The sequence below is a fragment of the Streptomyces candidus genome (genome assembly GCF_014207445.1).
Classification (GTDB): domain Bacteria; phylum Actinomycetota; class Actinomycetes; order Streptomycetales; family Streptomycetaceae; genus Streptomyces; species Streptomyces candidus.
In genome coordinates this window covers 448,702-466,256 of record NZ_JACHEM010000005.1, presented here as the reverse complement: position 1 = coordinate 466,256, position 17,555 = coordinate 448,702, and the positions used below count along the sequence as shown (strand labels likewise).

Annotated in this window: 13 protein-coding genes; 7 read left to right on the top strand and 6 right to left on the bottom strand. The window is 68.9% G+C overall.

Annotated features, from left to right (window positions below; genetic code table 11):
* Nucleotides 1-430: 430 nt before the first annotated feature.
* The 3 genes from HNQ79_RS12940 to HNQ79_RS12930 all read left to right on the top strand — a co-directional run bounded on the left by HNQ79_RS12940 (nucleotide 431) and on the right by HNQ79_RS12930 (nucleotide 4,625).
* On the top strand, nucleotides 431-1,102 hold the full coding sequence (locus tag HNQ79_RS12940) for a lytic polysaccharide monooxygenase auxiliary activity family 9 protein (protein WP_185030141.1): 672 nt from the start codon (nucleotides 431-433) through the stop codon (nucleotides 1,100-1,102).
* Nucleotides 1,103-1,628: 526 nt separating this feature from the next.
* Nucleotides 1,629-2,987 (top strand): PQQ-dependent sugar dehydrogenase, encoded by a 1,359-nt coding sequence (locus HNQ79_RS12935; RefSeq protein ID WP_229923414.1) that lies wholly within the window; start codon nucleotides 1,629-1,631, stop codon nucleotides 2,985-2,987.
* 612 nt (nucleotides 2,988-3,599) lie between these two features.
* A complete protein-coding gene (locus HNQ79_RS12930) occupies nucleotides 3,600-4,625 on the top strand; it encodes a LacI family DNA-binding transcriptional regulator (RefSeq protein ID WP_185030137.1) in 1,026 nt (341 codons plus the stop codon).
* A 249-nt stretch (nucleotides 4,626-4,874) separates the two neighbouring features.
* On the opposite strand, the gene HNQ79_RS12925 is transcribed toward HNQ79_RS12930, so the two are convergent.
* Nucleotides 4,875-5,480: a hypothetical protein gene (locus HNQ79_RS12925; RefSeq protein WP_185030135.1), complete on the bottom strand. Its 606-nt coding sequence runs from the start codon at nucleotides 5,478-5,480 to the stop codon at nucleotides 4,875-4,877.
* A gap of 402 nt (nucleotides 5,481-5,882) precedes the next feature.
* On the bottom strand, nucleotides 5,883-7,022 hold the full coding sequence (locus HNQ79_RS12920) for a PucR family transcriptional regulator (protein ID WP_185030133.1): 1,140 nt from the start codon (nucleotides 7,020-7,022) through the stop codon (nucleotides 5,883-5,885).
* An 86-nt stretch (nucleotides 7,023-7,108) separates the two neighbouring features.
* Here HNQ79_RS12920 and HNQ79_RS12915 point away from each other — a divergent pair, with 86 nt between their 5' ends.
* Nucleotides 7,109-8,164 carry a ferredoxin reductase gene (locus tag HNQ79_RS12915; protein ID WP_185030131.1) on the top strand — a complete coding sequence of 352 codons (1,056 nt, stop codon included), beginning with the start codon at nucleotides 7,109-7,111 and terminating at the stop codon, nucleotides 8,162-8,164.
* 7 nt (nucleotides 8,165-8,171) lie between these two features.
* On the top strand, nucleotides 8,172-9,290 hold the full coding sequence (locus HNQ79_RS12910; protein WP_185030129.1) for a fatty acid desaturase family protein: 1,119 nt from the start codon (nucleotides 8,172-8,174) through the stop codon (nucleotides 9,288-9,290).
* A 754-nt stretch (nucleotides 9,291-10,044) separates the two neighbouring features.
* On the opposite strand, the gene HNQ79_RS12905 is transcribed toward HNQ79_RS12910, so the two are convergent.
* The 4 genes from HNQ79_RS12905 to HNQ79_RS12890 all read right to left on the bottom strand — a co-directional run bounded on the left by HNQ79_RS12905 (nucleotide 10,045) and on the right by HNQ79_RS12890 (nucleotide 14,736).
* Nucleotides 10,045-12,207: an MMPL family transporter gene (locus HNQ79_RS12905; RefSeq protein ID WP_185030127.1), complete on the bottom strand. Its 2,163-nt coding sequence runs from the start codon at nucleotides 12,205-12,207 to the stop codon at nucleotides 10,045-10,047.
* 135 nt (nucleotides 12,208-12,342) lie between these two features.
* Entirely contained in the window at nucleotides 12,343-13,566 is a 1,224-nt protein-coding gene (locus HNQ79_RS12900; protein WP_185030365.1) for a beta-ketoacyl-[acyl-carrier-protein] synthase family protein, read from the bottom strand.
* Nucleotides 13,566-13,808 carry an acyl carrier protein gene (locus HNQ79_RS12895; RefSeq protein WP_221507676.1) on the bottom strand — a complete coding sequence of 81 codons (243 nt, stop codon included), beginning with the start codon at nucleotides 13,806-13,808 and terminating at the stop codon, nucleotides 13,566-13,568. The genes HNQ79_RS12900 and HNQ79_RS12895 overlap by 1 nt, the downstream gene beginning before the upstream one ends.
* A gap of 61 nt (nucleotides 13,809-13,869) precedes the next feature.
* The gene (locus HNQ79_RS12890) at nucleotides 13,870-14,736 is read right to left on the bottom strand and encodes a 3-oxoacyl-ACP synthase III family protein (RefSeq protein ID WP_260421604.1); all 867 of its coding nucleotides are present in this window, start codon (nucleotides 14,734-14,736) and stop codon (nucleotides 13,870-13,872) included.
* Nucleotides 14,737-15,667: 931 nt separating this feature from the next.
* On the opposite strand from HNQ79_RS12890, the gene HNQ79_RS12885 reads away from it, so the two are divergent.
* Complete coding sequence (locus HNQ79_RS12885) at nucleotides 15,668-16,501, top strand: SDR family oxidoreductase (protein WP_185030123.1); 834 nt, start codon at nucleotides 15,668-15,670, stop codon at nucleotides 16,499-16,501.
* Nucleotides 16,498-17,403, top strand: coding sequence for an AurF N-oxygenase family protein (locus tag HNQ79_RS12880; RefSeq protein ID WP_185030122.1), 906 nt, complete (start codon nucleotides 16,498-16,500; stop codon nucleotides 17,401-17,403). The genes HNQ79_RS12885 and HNQ79_RS12880 overlap by 4 nt, the downstream gene beginning before the upstream one ends.
* The last annotated feature ends 152 nt before the right edge of the window (nucleotides 17,404-17,555 follow it).

Genomic DNA, 17,555 nt, shown 5'->3' with positions numbered 1-17,555 from the left:
GATCGAGCCGTTTGGGTGCCGTCCCGCCCGCAACCGCCCGCTCGGCCCTCGGCCCCGGGAAACCCGCAACTTCCGCCATCTGCCACGCATCCGCGACACGCGGCTTCTGCCCACTTCCCCTCCCGCGTCCCCGCCCGCCGCCCGTTGTACATGGGCACGTCGGGCCGGGGGTCACCGTGGTTGTGGAGGTCGCACTCAGCGCCGCAAAAGAGCACGGGAAATCGCTCCATAGGCGGCCCCGCGACCGTCGTACCCGCCGCAGGCAGGCCCCGTCGACCGTGATACTTCGCGCCATCCGCGGCGTGAAAGTGGCGTGAACAGACGTTGCCGCCTCGTTTCGTGACGAGCAATCTGGAATCGCGGGAGCGCTCCCACGCCACCACATCCCCCTCCAGAAGATCCACCATTCCCCCCACGAAAGAAGGAGATCATGGATTGTCATGCGCACGATCATGGCGTGCGGCGTCGTCTGACGCTCGTCCTGACCGCTCTGGTCACGGTGCTGCTCAGCCTGTTCACCTGGAGCAATACCGCCGCCGCCCACGGGTCGGTCGTAGACCCGTCATCGCGCAGTTACGGCTGCTGGCAGCGCTGGGGCAGCGACTTCCAGAACCCGGCCATGGCACAGCAGGACCCCATGTGCTGGCAGGCGTGGCAGGCCAACCCGAACGCCATGTGGAACTGGAACGGTCTGTATCGCAACGGCTCCGGCGGCAACTTCCAGGGCGTCGTGCCGGACGGGCAGCTGTGCAGCGGCGGCCGGACCGAGGGCGGTCGCTACAACGCCATGGACAGCGTGGGCCCGTGGAAGACCACGGACATCGGCGCCAACTTCAGTGTCAAGCTGTACGACCAGGCCAGCCACGGCGCGGACTACTTCCTGGTCTACGTGACCCGGCAGGGCTTCGACCCCGCCACCCAGGTGATGCGCTGGAGCGACCTCGAGCTGGTGGCGCGCACCGGCCGGTACGCGCCCAGCCAGAACTACTCGATCCCCGTGAGTACGTCCGACTACAGCGGTCGCCACGTCGTCTACACGATCTGGCAGGCCTCGCACATGGACCAGACGTACTTCCTCTGCAGCGACGTCAACTTCCGCTGACCTGACCGGTCGTCGGACTGCTTCCCTTCCCGGACGTACCGCCCCAGGGCAGGCCGCCATGTCATCAGGCGGTCTGCCCGTCGGCCGGAACGCCACTGCCCGTGGCATCCGCCGCGACGTACGCGCCCGTACGCGCCCGTACGCGCCCGTACGCGAGCATGCCCGTACGGGGCGAGGGGAGTTCGCCGGCAGGCGGACTGCGGTCGGGTCGCGCCCCGCCGCCCCCGAGAGGCGCTGCCGCCTGAGCGCTCCACCAAGAGCAGGTGTCCCCCGCCGTGCACGTTCCTCACTGTGCCAACGCATCACCTCCGGAGCCGATATGTCACGACGCCGCTGGGCCCGACTCCTTCTGCCGGCCCTTTTCCTGACTACCCTCGCCTCGCCGCCCGTCACGTCCCCGTCCTTGGCGGCCACACCCCCTGCAACGTCGGACAGCGTGCCGACCCGGACGCCGGGGGCCGCGCGGGACGCCCCGCAGGTCCCTCTGTCGTCACTCAGTGCTACCACCACGCAGGTGGCCTCCGGGTTGAGACGACCGACCGCCCTCGTCGCCCCCGATGACTCCACGGGGCGGATGTTCATCGCCGAGAAGTCCGGCACCGTGCGCGTCTACCACCCCGATACCGGTCTGGGCCGGGCCCCCCTCATCGACATCACCTCTGTCGTGGACGAATCCGGCAACGAGCGCGGCCTACTCGGAATCGCCGTCCCGTCCGACTTCGCCGACAGCCAGGATCTGTACCTGGCGTACACGGCACTGCCGGACGGCGCGGTCACGCTCGCCCGTTACCGGCTCGACGAGTCCCGCCTCGAGGTCCTGCTCTCCGAGGAGCACGCCGAGCACAGCAACCACAACGGCGGTCAGCTCGCGTTCGGTCCCGACGGCCACCTGTACTGGAGCATCGGGGACGGCGGCGGTTCCGCGGACCCCCTGCGCGCGGGCCAGCGGCTGGACACCCTGCTGGGCAAGATTCTGCGCGTCGACGTGAGCCGCAGCTGCGGCCCGCTCGCCTATTGCGTGCCCGAGGACAATCCCTTCGTGGACACACCCGGCGCCCGCGAGGAAATATGGCTGTACGGACTGCGCAACCCGTGGCGGTTCTCCTTCGACCGCGCCGACGGCTCGATGTGGATCGGCGACGTCGGCCAGGGACGCTGGGAGGAAGTGAACCACCTCGCCCCCGGGCAGGGAGGGCTGAACCTCGGCTGGTCGTGCTACGAGGGCCTGGAGGAATTCGCCGGTGGCAGGTGCCTGCCCGGCGAGAAGTACACCGAGCCGGTCTTCACGTACTCCCCCTACACCGGCGGGTGCTCGGTCATAGGCGGCCAGGTCTACCGGGGCCGCACGTACGCGGACCTGGTCGGCGGGACGTACATCGCGACCGACTACTGCTCGGCCACGGTCTGGGCACTGCGCCCGGACGGCAAGGGCGGCTACGAGCAGGCCGAGATCGGGGAGATGCCCACCCAGGTGACGTCGATCGGCACGACCGTCGACGGAGAGTTCTACGTGGTCAACGACCTGCCGGGCGGCCTGCACCGGGTGTCGTTCGCCCGGCAGGAGCCGACGTGTCGCGTGGACCGCACCGTGCGAACCTGGGGCACCGGTACGACGGTCGACCTCACCGTCACCAACACCGGGACCACCCCGGTGAACGGCTGGACACTCGAATTCCCACTGGCGCTGGGACAGACCGTCATCTCTGACTGGAACACCGACCTGACCCAGAGAAGCAACACGATCGAGGCGGCCGACGCATCGCACAACGCCACGATCGCTCCCGGTGCGAGCGTCACCCTCGGCTATCTCGCCGATCACACCGGCAACTCGTCGTCACCGTCGCGATTCATGCTCAACGGGGACGCCTGCGCCGTCGGCCGCTGAGGCGCCGAACCGCCGAACCGCCGAACCGCCGAACCGCCGAACCGGGAACGAATGCCCGGGGAGCGCGGACCCGCACCGGTCGGGAAGGTTCCCGCCGACCGAGGTGGTGACGGGCGAGTCCCTGCGGGCAGGTCGGAAGGGCAACCACGAGGCAGCATCGTGGTTGCCCTTCGGCTTGCCCTGCCCCCGGAGCCGCGCCTCCGAAGTTGTGAGGCTCCGCCTGGGCACGTCCCCTCCCGATGATCATCCGTGCCGGCGGCTCCTCCGGCAGCAGAGGTCGCGACCCACGCCACCGCGAACGCCGGTACGTCCCGTGCGCGGGCAGTGCGGCTGCACGCGGCCGAGGGGGCGGGGCCGCTGGTGGTGCTGGTATCCGTGGTGATGCGGGTGCCGGTGCCGATTCCTGTCACCGGGCCGCCGCGCGTTTCGTCGGAGCGGGGGGGTCGCCGGGCACCGTGGCGCGGCCGGAACACGTGGGGGACGAGGTCCCATCGGAACCGTCGAGTCCCGCCAATTCGGTGAGGACAAGGGCTCTCCGGTGATTCGATGTGCACGTCTGCGAGCCGACGGGTGGTTCGGAGACTGGACCCGTTCCCCTGGAGGTCGCACACGATGGTGACGCACGGACGCACCGGCCCGCCCACCCTGGAGGAGGTGGCCGCGCACGCGGGCGTCGGGCGGGGCACGGTGTCCCGCGTCGTCAACCGCGCGCCCGGTGTGAAGGAGGCCACCCGGCTTCTGGTCGAACAGGCGATCTCCGAGCTGGGCTACGTCCCCAACCACGCCGCGCGTGCCCTGGCCGGCAACCGCACAGGGGCCGTCGCGCTGATCATCACGGACACCGAGCGGCGCTTCTTCGCGGAGCCCTTCTACTCCGAGATCGTCCGCGCGATCAGCGCAGAACTCGCCGACAGTGAGACCCAGTTACTCCTCACCCTGATCCGGAACGACAAGGAGCGGACACGCTTCACTCAGTACGCGCGGGCGGGCGGGGTGGACGGCGTGCTGCTGGTCTCCGTCCACGACCGTGACCCCCTGCCGGACATGCTCACCGAGCTGGAACTGCCGCTCCTCCTCAGTGGCCGCCGCTGGGCCGAGGAGTCCGTCTCCTACGTCGACTCGGACAACGTGGGCGGAGCACGAGCAGCCGTCCGGCACCTGGTGGAAACCGGGCGGAAGGCCATCGCCACCATCACCGGACCGCTGGACATGTACGTCGCGCAGAGCCGCCTGCGCGGGTACCGGGAGGCGATGGTCCAGGCGTTCGGCGGCGTCGAGCCGTCCTGGATCGCCGAGGGCGACTTCTCCGAGGAGAGCGGACAGCGGGCGGCCACCGAGCTGCTCCGCCGCCATCCCGATCTCGACGCGGTGTTCGCCGCGTCCGATCTGATGGCCGCCGGCGTCCTGCACACGCTGCGCGCGGCAGGCCGTCGGGTGCCCGAGGACGTGGCCGTCGTGGGGTTCGACGACACCCCCTTCGCCCGGCACACGGATCCGCAACTCACCAGCGTCCATCAGCCGGTGGAGGAGATGGGCCGCACCATGGTCCGGATGCTCCTGCAGGACATCGACGGCCGGGACGCCGCCTGGCGCCACGTCGTGCTGCGCACGACGCTGGTGCGAAGGGCCTCGACCTGAGACACCGCCGGACGTCGGCCCGTTCGGGCATGGACGGCGGCGGTCGGCCGCCGCCCGGGCCGCCCCGTCAGCATCACCCCGTGCAATCGCATACGGCAGCCGCCCCGCAGCGAAGGCGGCCGCCGGGAGGCGGGTCAGGCCGTCGCAGACGGGCCCTCCGAACTCTTTTCGCGCTGGTGCAGATGCGGGTGCTCGGGAGTCCCGGTCTCCGGGGGCCGACGCGTTCGGCGTGCACGTCGGCCCCCGCCCTCAGAAGCGCAGACCCGCCTGCCGCAGGCCAATTGCCGCCAGGTCGGCGATGACCTGTTCGTCACCGCGCCGCCAGGCTTCCGCGAAGCCCCCGGGCGGCGTGGGCAGCGCGGCGAGTGCGAGCTGCGAACCGGTGAGCACGCGCAGGGCGATGAGGTCCACGCCGCCGGGGGCGGAGGCGAGACGCCGGGTGGCGTCGCCGTGACGGATCCAGCGCAGGCGCGGCGGCAGCCACAGCAGGAGGACGCACACGACCGGGATGGCGATCAGTGCGATCGTCGCGAGTGTCGCCACATCACCCACGGTGTCCTGGAGGGCCCGGCCCGCGTCGGCCAGACCGGTGCCGGCCTCGGCGGCGGAGGAGAGCGGCTTCTTCAACTGGTCCCCGACGAGCGGCACATTCGAGGCGGCGTCACCCGCGTCGCCGAGCGCGTCGGCGAGGCCGTTGCCCGAACGCTCCGCCGCGCGGCCCGGCTCTGCCAGTCGCATGATCGCGTCGTGCACGGCGAGAGCCAGCCTGACCGCGGCGTAGATCAGCGCTACGGCGGCGAGGTCCGCGATGACCTGGCGGACCCGGCGTGCGGGCGTCTGGGCGTAGAGGCGCATGGCGCGTGCTCCTGTTCTGCTAAGCCCGGGCGGGCGCGGCACCGGGGACCGCCGGTACGGCCTCCGGCACGGCAGGGCCGGGGGAGGGAAACATGCCCTTGCTACGGTCGTCCTACCTGGCGGGACAGGCCGGACCCTGAACCCTGCCCGCGTGCCGGTCCTCGCATTCTTCTCCCCTCCCACGCCTGACCTGGCGTCACCGCCCGGTCTCCATCCGTGGCGGATTTCCAGCGCAAAGAGGCTCAGACCACCGACTGTATGCTCAATGAGCGCGGCGACCAGCGGGCCGGTGCGCATCGTCCACCAGATCCAGTCGAGCCGTGTCCGCAGGAGCCGGCCGACGGGCCCGCGAACGAGGCACGATGCGTGGACACGCGCGGGCGTTGGCGGCCGAAGTACTCGTCAGCTGTCCCGAAGACCGACGGCCAGCGTCAGTTCAAGGACCCGGTGCGGCGAGCCGAGATCCGGAAACAGCTCCCGCAGCTGCGCCATCCGGTACCGGACTGTCTGGGGATGGACGAACAACGCCGCCGCAACCTCTGCCCGCCTGCCCTGGTGCAGCAGCCACGCCCGCAACGTCTCCTCCAGCCGCCGCGCGGTCGCGTCAGGCAGGGTGCGCAACGGTGCGAGGGCTCGGGCACGCAGGTCTGCGAACGCGTCCGTGTCGGCGCTCAGCACCAGCTCGGGCAGGTGCTCCTCGGTGTCGCGAATATCGGAGGAGAGGGAGCGCGCGCGCATGGCTCGTGCGTACGACGCGGACGCGCGAGTCCATGGCCGGGCCGGGCCGACCACTGCGGTGCGGTCGGTCAGCTGCCGCAAGAGTTGTGCTCGGTCGGTATCGGGGACGAGCAGCACACCGGTGGCATCCGGCAGATCGTCCAGGACGAGGGTGCTCGGGTCGAGCGTGCGGCAGGCAGGCCGGGCCTGGGCGGCGGGCAGCAGGACCGCGGTCAGCGAAGCCGGAGGCTGCCACCCGGCCCGTTGCACAGAGGCCAGCAGCACATCCGGGCTCGCGCCGGCGAGGAGGTCGCGGGCCAGGTGTTCCAGGTGCCGCTCGTGGGCCCTGCCTCGGGCGGCCAGTTCGTCGGCGTGGCCCGCGGCGCTGGCGGCGGAGAGCTCGTCGATGTAGGCGAACGTCAGCTCGGCGAACTTGGCGACGTCGGCGGCGGGCAGACCTGCGGGTACGGCACCCGCTGCCAGGCAGCGCCAGGCCACGCGGGCGCCGACGCGGTAGGCGCTGAGCAGGGCGTCCATCGAACGGCCGTCGCGCACCTCGCCGCGGCCCAGCTCGTACGCTGCGTCACCGGCGTCGCCGCCTGTGACGTTCCCGCCCGCGAGGTCCAGGTAGTGCCCCAGGGCAGTGCGGACGGCTCGGCGGATGGTGCCGCCCATGCGGCCCGAGAGGGCGTTGGCGTAGGAAGGGACCTCGTCGATGATCGCCAGAACGACCTCGTCGGCGGTGGTCTTCAGCGCGGCCCGAAGTGCGGTGACCGTCGTCTCATCCAGGGCCAGTTCGCTGGCCCTCCGGATTGCATGGCTCACGTTTCATTCCTTGCGAACAATACAGCCGATCAGATTCACGTCCTGCGGTCAGGACTTTACGCGTTGAGGCGCAGCAAGCTGGAGTCATGACGAGTTCAGCCCTCCGCAGCAAGGCTTGGAAAATGCTGGAGATGGTCACGACGCCGCTGCTGCCGTCGGACTACCTCGACCTGGTCAGCCCGTTGCGTACGGGCGCTGACCTGCGTGGGCGCATCGAGGCCGTGCACCCCGAGACGGATGACGCGGCGACCATCGTGATCAGGCCGGGACGGGGCTGGCGCGGCCACACAGCCGGTCAGTACGTGCGGATCGGGGTCGACGTCGACGGGGTGCGCCTGTGGCGTGCCTACTCCCTCACCTCGCCGACGAACCGCCAGGACGGACGCATCACGATCACCGTCAAGGCGATCTCTGACGGCAAGGTCAGCAACCACTTGGTCCGCAGAGCGAAACCCGGCATGCTCCTCCAGCTCGACCAGGCGACCGGTGACTTCGTGCTGCCGCAGGCCAAGCCCGCCAAGGTGCTCTACCTGACGGCCGGCAGCGGCATCACGCCCGTGATGGGCATGCTGCGCGACATCGAGTTCGACGACGTCGTCATGGTCCACTGCGCGCCACGGCCGCAAGACGTGATCTTCCGCGACGAACTGCACGACCTGGTCGCGGACGGCAAGCTGCGGCTCACCGAGGTGCACACCGACACGGACGGCACGCTCGACATCGCCCGCCTCGACGAACTCGTGCCCGACTGGGCCGAACGCGAGACCTGGGCCTGCGGGCCCGCGGGCCTGCTCGCCGCCGCCGAAGAGCACTGGGCCAGACACGGCGTACAACAGCGCCTGCACATCGAACGCTTCCGCCCCAGCATCGTCGTCGCCGGCGACGGCGGCGAGGTCACGTTCAGCGCCACCGGTAGGACCGTCGACGCGGACGGTGCCACGCCGTTGCTGGACATCGGCGAGGAGGCCGGCGTGCTCATGCCCTCCGGGTGCCGCATGGGCATCTGCTTCGGCTGCATCACGCCGCTCAAAGCGGGCGCCGTCCGTGACCTGCGCACCGGCGAGATCACCGAGGCCGAGCCGGGCGTCCTCATCCAGACCTGCGTGTCCGCCGCGGCGGGCCCCTGTGACATCGAACGGTAGGAGTACCTTGACCGCCATCGACCCCACCGCCCACCTGACCGCGGAGCAGATCGAGGAGCTCGGCCGCGAGCTGGACGCGATCCGCGACGAGGTGATCGCCGGCCGCGGCGAGAAGGACGCCGCGTACATCCGTAAGGTCATCTCGGCACAGCGCAAGCTCGAACTGGTCAGCAGGGGTGTGCTGCTGTTCTCGGCCTTCCCGCCCGCGTGGCTGCTCGGCACCGCCGGTCTGTCCGTGGCGAAAATCATGGACAACATGGAAATCGGCCACAACGTCCTGCACGGCCAGTGGGACTGGATGCGAGACCCGAAGATTCACTCCACCACCTGGGAGTGGGACCACGTCTCGCCGTCCGAACAGTGGAAGCACTCGCACAACGAGCTGCACCACACGTACACCAATGTGATCGGCAAGGACAACGACCTCGGCTACGGCATCATGCGCGTCGACGAGGACCAGAAGTGGCACCCGTTCCACCTCGGCCAGCCACTGTGGAACTTCATCAACGCCTGCTTCTTCGAGTACGGCATCGCAGCGTACGACCTGGAGCTCGGCAAGAACCTGCACAAGCGCCGCCGTACGAACCCGGAGTTCCGTGCGCGGGCCAAGGCCGTGGGCCGCAAGATCCGCAAGCAGGTGCTCAAGGACTACGTGCTCCACCCGCTGCTGTCGGGCCCGTCGTTCTTCACCACGCTCGCCGCCACGTTCACCGCGAATCTGGTCCGCAACGTCTGGTCCCACTCGGTGATCATGTGCGGGCACTTCCCCGAGGGTGTGCAGGTCTTCGAGCGCCGGTCGATCAGGGGCGAGACGCGCGGCCAGTGGTACCTGCGCCAGATGATGGGCTCGGCGAACATCAGCGGCAGCAGGGCCATGCACTTCATGACCGGCAACCTGTCGCACCAGATCGAGCACCACTTGTTCCCGGACCTTCCGAGCAACCGGTACGCCGAGGTCGCGGTGAAGGTGCGCGCGCTGTTCGAGAAGTACGAGCTGGAGTACGTCACCGGGCCGCTGCCCAAGCAGGTGTTCTCCGCGTGGCACAAGGTCTTCCGGCTCTCGCTGCCGAACAAGACGCCCAAGGTCGAGGCGCCGGACCGCGAGCAGGAGCTCGTCGCGGTCTGATGCCCGATATTGGTTCAGCTTCCGGCCGTGCGGGCGGCGCCGTCGGGTTCAGTGCGATCCGTTGCGGACGGCCGGCGGCCTCGACATCCGACCGTAGGACACCGGATCCGGGCAGCCCGGTCCCGGACAGGGTCGCGGCGTACGTACCTCAGCCGGGTCCTTCCGCAGTCAGCCGGCGTTGAGCGAGCCGGTGCCACCAGTGCAGGCGTCGGCGATGCACTGCTCGGCTGATCAGCAGGTACCCGGAGGGCACTGTGATGGAGCAGTACATCGTGGCCCCAGGACAGCGGTCATCTACTGGTTGAGGCACACCCTCCGGTGCATGCCGCGCTCACGCTCTGAGGGCGGTACCGAGTCCGCCGTGTATGGCGTGGACGTGATGGAAGCTGACAGATCCGCCCCACTCATCGCTGCAGAGAAGCTCTTTGCGGGAAGGCTCGTCGGAAGGTCATCTGGCCCCGCCGACTCCCCGACCCGCTGCCCCTGAACCCCAAGCGAGTTTGGCTCCGCCGCTGGCGCGGCAGGTCCTTTTTCGCCGCGTGAGGAGGTGGATGGTGCCCCAGTAGGTCAGCAGGATCGCGCGTAGAAGAAGTGCGGCGGTGACGTGACGCGCCCGGGCGAGCGAAGCGTGCAGCCGGGTGTGGAAAATCTTGTTCGGTGCGGGCTGTCGCATGTCTTCATGTACTCCGTTGATGCTGTTGTTTCCGGATTCTTGCTCGATTGGCGGGGCCCTTTTTCGGGTTGCCGGTGCCCGCTACCCGATCTCGGTGGCCGATTCAGCTCGTCGGTCCGGTGGGCGGTTCGTGCCCTCTCTGCGCAATGAGACACGAGGGCTCCACCAATTGGCCGGCCCGAGCAGGGTCATGACGGCGGGGACCAAGACGCCGCGTACGAGGACGGCGTCGAGGATTGCGGCAGAGGCAATACCGGCGCCGACGAGTTTGAGCATGGTGACCTCTGCTGTCGTCATGGCGGCGGTGGAAAGAGCAAGAGCGGCTGCGGCGGAGGTCATAAGTCTTCCGGTGTGGGCGATGCCCTCCACGACGGAGTCACGGTTGGTGCGGCCTTGGTCGAACTCCTCCTTGATGCGTCCGAGAAGGAACACCTCGTAGTCGATGGCGAGAGCAAATGCCACGGCCAGGGTGAACACCAGCAGGCATCCGTCGAGGGTCCCGGTGAGGGTGAAGTGCCCCAGGAGGCCATTGGCGTGGCCACCCTGGAATGCCCAGGCGATCATCCCCGCGCTGGCGGCCAGGCTGAGAGTGGCAACCGCCAGCGCTTTTAGCGGTGCGATGACACTGCGGGTGAAGAGGGTGAGAGATACGAGGAGGGCCATGGCCGTGGCTGCGGCAGCCCACGGTAGTGACCTGCGGAGAGTGGTTACCGTGTCGAGGTTTTGTGCGGTCTGCCCCCCGATCAGGGTCGCGCCTGGGGCGGGAAGAGAACGCATCGCCTGCACCAGCCGGGCGCCTTCTTGGCTGTCCGGGGCTACGTCGGCGGCTACTACCAGCACGCTGTCCTGGTCTTCGGTGGGCATGCGCTCGCCGGGGCGGGTGGAGGAGGACGGAAGCACGCGTACGTCGTGAACGTGCGGCTGGCGGGCGAGCGCGGCGGCATAGCGGGAGACGGCGGCTGCAGACCCTTGGGTGACGACGATGTGCAGACGTTCGGGCGGGGCGGTAAACCGCTGCCGTAGGTCGGCCGCAGCCTGGGCGACAGGCGCCGACTGTGGCAATCCGCGTTCGTCGGGGACTCCGAGGCGTGTTTCGAAGGCCGGCCATGCCAGGACGCCCAGCACCACCAGTGCTCCTGCGGCCGCGGCCAGAGGGCGGTTGGTGACACCGCGCGCGACAGTCCGCCAGAACGTGCTCACTTCACCGATGGCGGAGCGGCGTAGGCGGCGCAAGGGGTCGCCGCTGTCGATGCGGTCGCCCAGCAGCGTCAGGGCCGCGGGCACCGTGGTGAGCGCCGCTAGTGCCGCCAGGAGCGTCACCGTGATGCCCGCCACCGACAGGGACCGTAGAAGCGGGACGGGTACGGCACTCACGGCAGCGAGACAAGACGTGATGACGGCGGCCGAGCAGAGCACCGAGCGTCCGGAGGTCCGCAGAGCCACCTCCAGGGCCTGGGTGCGGGGTGTGCCTCTGGCGTTCTCCTCCCGGTAGCGGGCCAGGATGAAGAGGGTGAAGTCGACCGACAGCCCGAAGCCGATGGCTGCTGCGGCATTGACGGCGAATGTCGAGATGTCGGTGTACTGGGCGAGGATGCCCAGCACAGGGACGGCACAGAGAACGACCAGTGCGGCGACCAGGACGGGCAGCATGGCGGCACTGAGCGAGCCGTAGGTAAGGACGAGGAGCAAGAGGACGAGGGGGGCCGCGAGCAGCTCGGCCCGTAGCAGGTCGATCTTGATGCGCTGATCGGACCGGCTTGTCGCCCAGGCGGTGCCGCTCGCCTCGACCCGCAGGGGGGCGAGCGCGGCGCGGGCCTGTGGCACGAGCCGCTCGGCGCTGTCCCTGCGCTCCTTGGCGCTGCCGATCAGCGACACTGTCACCAGCCCGGTGCGACCGTCACGTGAGCGCAACCAGGGGTCGTCCGACAGGGCGAAGGACCGCACAGTGCCTACTTCGGGGTCGGAGCTCAGCCTGGAGGTGAGCGTGCGCACCCGGGTCCGCACCTGCTTCTGCCACGGGCCGGGCCCCCCTCTGTCCGCCACGGCGAGGATCAGGTCCGGGGACGCGGTCTGCAACTGCTCTGCGCGCGACTGGGCCCGGTCGGACTCGGTTCCCGTGGCGAAGAGCCCTCCGGTTCCTAGGGCCCCGAGGGCGGCGGGCAGGGCCACGAGGGCGATCAATGCGGCCACCGCCGTCGCGACGAGGGCACTGACGGAGCGGCGCGGTGTCCAGAACATGGTCATGCGTTACTCCGCTTGGACATGCCGGCTTGGCCTGTCGCATGCTCGGCAGGCAAGGCAACGAGCGATGCGTGGGGCTAGGTCCTCGGACTTATGGGCCGGGGCGAGGATGGGGGAATGGCTCTGCGCGGCGGCGGGTCAGGGGGCGGTGAAGGTGAGAGCGACGTTGTGTCCGCCGAAGCCGAAGGAGTGGCTGACTGCGGCGCGTACGTCTTGATGCCGTGCCTGTTTGGTGACGCAGTCGATGTCGAACTCCGGTGCTGGAGCTTGGAGGTTGGTGATCGGCGGGACAAGCCGGTGCTGGACGGACAGGACGGTCAGGGCGGCTTCGATGGCTCCCGCCGCGCCCAGTGTGTGGCCGAGTGCGCCTTTGGGGGCGGTGACGCTGGGGCGATGCGGCAGCAGGCGGGTGATCAGCGCCGCCTCGGTGGCGTCGTTGAGAACGGTCGAGGTGCCGTGCGCGTTGACGTGGTCGATGTCGTCGGGAACGAGGGCCGCCTGGTCGAGTGCGAGGCGCAGGGCCGCTTCCGCGCCACTGGCGCCTGGTGCCGGGGACGTGGGGTGCCAGGCGTCGGAGGTGCTGCCGCATCCCGCCAGCATGGCCAGGGGGCGGGCACCGCGCGCCGCGGCGTCCGCTGCCCGCTCGAGGACGAGTACTCCAGCGCCTTCGGCCATGACGAAGCCGTCGCGGTCGGACGCGAAGGGACGGGAGGCCCCTGCGATGTCGTCCGTGCGCCGCGACAGTGCGCCCATGCGGTAGAAGCCGACGCTCGATGTCCGGCTGATTGCGGCTTCTGTTCCGCCGGCTACGACGATGTCACAGCGATCGAGGGCGAGCAGGTCGTAGGCCAGGGCCAGCGCAGTGGCACCGGAGGCGCAGGCGGTTGCGGGAGCGAGGCTGAGGCCGCGGGCATGGAGGTCGATGGACACCTCGCCGGCGGCGAGATTAGGAATGATCATGGGGATGGCGAGGGGCGACGTCATGTCAGCTCCCTGCCGTTCCAGGCGCTGGTGCTGCTCTTCCCACTTCTCGGTGCCCCCCAGCCCGCAGCCGATGACGACGGCGACGCGGGCGCCGTCCCAGCCGCTGGGGTCGAGGCCGGCATGGCGTACGGCTTCACGGCCTGCCACGAGGGCGAGCTTCGCCGGCCGCCCCATGCGCCAGGCTTTGCGCCCGATACGGGCGTCCAGATCGTCGTCCAGGATAGGGACGCGGCAGGAGAAATCGACCGGCAGGCCGCTCAGCACGGTGTCGCGGGCAGCGGTGGGGCGGCCATCGCGCACCGCCTTCCAAGTGGCCTCGACGCCTACCCCGGCCGGGCTGACCAGTCCCAGACCCGTGACGGCGACTCGCCGTCGCATCACGAGGCGACCTTCGGTGCGGCCATCAGGGCCTCGATGTGGTCGGCGACCTCGGCGAGCGTCGTGTTCGCGTTGGCGTGCTCGGTCTCGAGTTTCACCCCCAGGCGTTCTTCCAGCACGAGGGCGAATTCCGCCAGTGCCAGGGAGTCCATCTCCAATTCCTGCAAGGTGGCCTGCGGGCTCAGTTCGTCCTCCGGAACGCGGAAGGTGTCAATCAGGGCGGAACGGATGTTCTCGTACATACCAGTCACAGCAGTCTTCCTGTCGTTTTCGGCGCTTCATCGGCATAAGGGTGGAAGTGGCTCACCACTCCATGAGGACAAGCCCGGCGGAGGCCCCGCTGGCCAGACCGAACAGCGCCACCAGGTCTCCTCGCCGCAGGCGTCCATGTTCAACAGCTTTGGCCAGTTGCAGCGGGAGACTCGCGGTGGTGGCGTTGCCGTAGCGGGAGAAAGTGGCGATGACCTTGTCGGGAGGGATGTCCAGCGCTCTGCAGATGGTGCTGGTGAATGCCACGGATGGCTGGTGGACGCAGAAGAGATCGATGTCGCCCATCTTGCGGCCCATTGTGCGCAGCGCGTCCGGCACGGCCTTCTCCATGCCCGCAAAGGAAGCGGCCAAAGCGGTCGGGGCGAAGCGGACAGACATCGTGCCCAGGTGGGGCGGCATGTAGGGGTTGGTGATCACAGCGCTGTGCCAGCCTGCGGAGTTGGCGGTGAAATGGCTCCCGAGCAGCCCCGGACGGTCACTGGCCTCCATGATCAGCGCCGCACCGATGTCTCCGACGGTGAGCACGGGGAGCAGTCGGGCGAGTTCCGCACGATCGCGTACGGGCAGGCGGGACAGGGCGCTGCCGCATTCCCCTGTGACGATCAGGACGCGGGTGTACTGGCCGGCGCGGATGAGTGCGTCGGCGAGCTCCATGGCATTGAGGACTCCGTTGCACGCGTTCATCACATCGAACACCGGTGCCGTGATGCCTAGTTTGTCCGCCACGATATGGGCCGTGGCCGGCTCCTGCACCTCTCCGAAGACAGCGGCGAAGATGAGCAGGTCGATTTCGTCGGGGGAAAGTTCGGCGTCGGCGAGCACACGTGTTCCTGCTGCGGCGGCAAGATCGGAGGGTCCGGCGCCCGCAGGGGCCACACGGCGCTCCGAGAAGCCGTACATCTTCTCAAGGGTGCCGGGCCGCAGTTGCACCCCTGGGTTCTGCGCGCAGAAGTCACTCTCGATCTCCTCACCGGACTGTCGCCGGGAAGGCTCGTGAACGGCGACATGGCTGAGAGCGCTGTACCGCTTCATAGCTGAGCCGAGAAGGTCGTCAAAGCGAAGTCTCCTGTCGTGAGGGAGACGTAGGGTCTCCGACGGCTGGCGGACGCGTCGCCGGGGCCGGTCGGCGAGCGCATATTTTGGGCCGGCCCGATGGCGGGCTGGGGCGGGGTGCCGGGCCGCAGATCGCAGCCGACGCGGACCGGGGCTGTCAAGGAACGAGTTGGCGGGCGCCAAACTGCGTGCGCAGCAGTGCGGAGTCTCGGACACGCGGCATCTGAACCGCGTGGACCGCTGATTCGAAGAGTCATCAGCACCGTCACCTCTCCGTCAGGGCGCCGAGCCCCTTATTGAAGGTGGCCTGACCTCAAGTCCACGCGCGACGAGCTACGTTCGCAACGTGAAACGCCCAATATTCCTACAAATTGGTCCTTTTGCCCCTCTTGCGACATGATGACAGCAAATCCACTGAGACTTCGTCAGGACGTCCGGCATGTTCACACCCCTACGGCATCGGGTAGGCGGCCCCCTCCGCAGACAACAGACGGAGACAAGCCCCGAGGATCTGCGCGTCGTCCCGCATGCCCCCTGGCAGGTCCAACGTCTGAACCGTGGAACCCGGCGGTGAACCGAGACGCCGTGGCCTGAGCGCGCGCAGACACCGCGCCGTGCGGCAGCCGACGAGAGGCCCGGGCGACCGAAATACCAGCCGGACAGTCACAGCAATGGAACGTGCCGGTCAGGAGCGAGCCCCTGAGCACGGCACCCGAAGATCAGCACGGGGACGCCTCAGTACCCGGAGCACCACTTCACTCACGTCGAGGGAGACCAGATGAAGACTGTCGTCGTCACCGGAGCCACCAGCGGCATCGGCAAGGCTGTCGCGCTGGACCTGGCCGCGCACGGCTACCAAGTCGTCGCCACGGCCCGTAGCTCCGACAAGGCGGAGAAACTCCTCGCCGACGCGGCCGAACACGGTCTTGTGCTGCACACCGTCCTGCTGGAGGTCACCGACCCGCACTCCTGCCAGGAGGCCGTGACCGAAATCGCGGAGCAGACCGGCGGCGGCCCCTGGGCGCTGGTGAACAACGCCGGCCTCGCCCACGCCGGTGCCTTCGAAGACGTCAGCGAAGACGCGGCGCGCGCCGTGCTGGAGGTGAACCTCCTGGGGGCAGCACGCATGACCCGGCTGATGCTGCCCGCCATGCGACGGCGAGGCAGCGGCCGGATCGTCAACATGAGCTCCGTAGGCGGCAAGGTTCCCGTACCCCTCAACGGATGGTACTGCGCCAGCAAGCACGCGCTGGAGGCCTTGACCGATGCGCTGAGGATGGAAACAGCATCCAGCGGGATCCGCTGCTGTCTCATCGAACCAGGATTCATCGACACCCCCATGCTCAGAGCAGGGCTCGCCGGCATGCCGGCCGGCTCCCACTTCTCCGACGGCTATGACGCAGCGCGCCGTCTCGTCGCTCGGTCCTCCCCGCCCGGGCCCGAGCTCGTAGCCCGGACTGTGCGCCGGGCCCTCGCCGCACGGACGCCACGGCGCCGTTACCGCGTGGGGAGGGAAGCCGCCCTCGTGCCCCTTACCCGCTGCCTCCCCTCTGCCGTCACCGACCACCTGGCTCGACGCGCCACCGGACTGCTCACGAGGGGCCAGCGGTGAGCTCTCCCACCGGCGTGCGGGCACAGACGCCCGACGCGGTCGCCAAACGACTACTGCGGGCTTCCGCCTCGCACTCGTTCGACCCCGACACGGACATCGACTGGGACGCCCCGCTAGAGAACGGCAAATGGTTCTGGCCCCCCGAGCGGCTCTCCCTATATGCGACTCCCATGTGGGACCGGATGGACGAGCGCCAGCGCATCGAGCTCTCCCGCCAGGAGATGGCGAGCTACATGAGTATGTCGATCTGGAACGAACTGCACGTGCTGCGCATGTTCAGCCACTACGTGGGAACCCAGGACCCGACCGATTCGCGTACGCACTACGCACTGACCGAACTCGCGGACGAGACGCGCCACATGAAAATGATGGCCCGGCTGCTCGCCACCTACAACTGCCCCGTCTACCGCTACCCGCCGCTGTTGCGACGACTGCTGCCTCTCACACCGTTCGCCTTCCAGGACCTCACCACCTTCGCTCTCGTCCTGGTGATCGAGGAACTGCAGGACCCGGTGCAGCGGGAAAGCATGCGCGACGAGCGGCTTCAGTCCGTGATGCGGCAGGTATGCCGTATCCACGTGACGGAGGAGGCTCGGCATGTCAGCTTCGCTCGCGCGGAGCTGCGCGCGGCGGTCGAACGAGCATCACGGCGACGGCTCGCGGTTCACCGGGAGTTGACCGCAATCTCCGCGGGCCTGGGTGTGTCGGCCCTCCTCGATCCCCGGGTGTACAGGGCCGCTGGCCTGGATACCGCCGCAGCGCTGCGTCAAAGACGCGACAACCCATACTTCCGGAAAAGCATGCTGGACAGCGGCAAGAAGGTGGTCGATTTTCTCACCGAAGTCGGGATGATCACCCCTCTGCAACACCATTGGTGGCGCCGCGCCAACCTCATCGCCTGATATACCGGCCGTATTTCTCCATTGGCGCTGCTCAGCAGCTTGGATGTGGGAATTGTAGCGCGGTGGGCCGGGGGCGAGGCGGCCTTGGCGGGCCGTCCCCCGCAAGTGTGACCACCGCCGACCTTCTCCTTTCGGAGCGCCCAGCACAACCG